This is a genomic window from Actinomadura napierensis (genome assembly GCF_039529375.1).
GTDB classification, from domain to species: domain Bacteria; phylum Actinomycetota; class Actinomycetes; order Streptosporangiales; family Streptosporangiaceae; genus Spirillospora; species Spirillospora napierensis.
On the sequence record NZ_BAAAMR010000354.1, the window covers coordinates 1 to 608 of the forward strand.

Sequence of the window (608 nt, forward strand, 5' to 3'; positions counted from 1 at the left end):
GCGCTATTCTGCGTTCATGTTTTGAACATTTCGTATTTTTTGAGGGGTTATCTCATGCGTTTTTCTCAGTTAAAAGTCGGGGTTATTGCTGCATTACTTTCTGTTTCATCGTGTGCAGCTCAAGAATTCTTAAACGTTTCTTACGATCCAACTCGCGAGTTATATACAGATTTCAACAAACAGTTCGGTACTTACTGGAAACAGCGTACCGGTCAAGATATTGAGTTTAAACAGTCACACGGTGGTTCTGGTAAACAGGCCCGCGCTGTAATCGACGGCTTAAATGCAGATGTTGTGACATTAGCACTTGCTGCTGATATTGATGAAATTGCTGAAAAAGCAAAATTGCTTCCAACAGACTGGCAGAAAAAGTTACCGCAAAACTCTACTCCGTACACATCAACTATCGTGTTTTTAGTTCGTAAGGGTAACCCTAAACAAATTAAAGATTGGGGTGACTTAATCAAGCCAGGCGTGGAAATTATTACGCCAAACCCGAAAACTTCTGGTGGTGCACGTTGGAACTATCTTGCAGCTTGGGCTTGGGCAAAACATCAAGCAGGTGGTAACGATGCAAAAGCACAAGAATTTGTTCGCCAAATTTATAA

1 protein-coding gene is annotated in these 608 nt (G+C 41.3%); it reads left to right on the forward strand.

Annotated features, from left to right (window positions below; genetic code table 11):
• Window positions 1-54: 54 nt before the first annotated feature.
• Window positions 55-608, forward strand: a 554-nt coding sequence (locus tag ABD296_RS49885) for a sulfate ABC transporter substrate-binding protein (RefSeq protein WP_344285664.1), incomplete at its 3' end; no start/stop codon positions are given.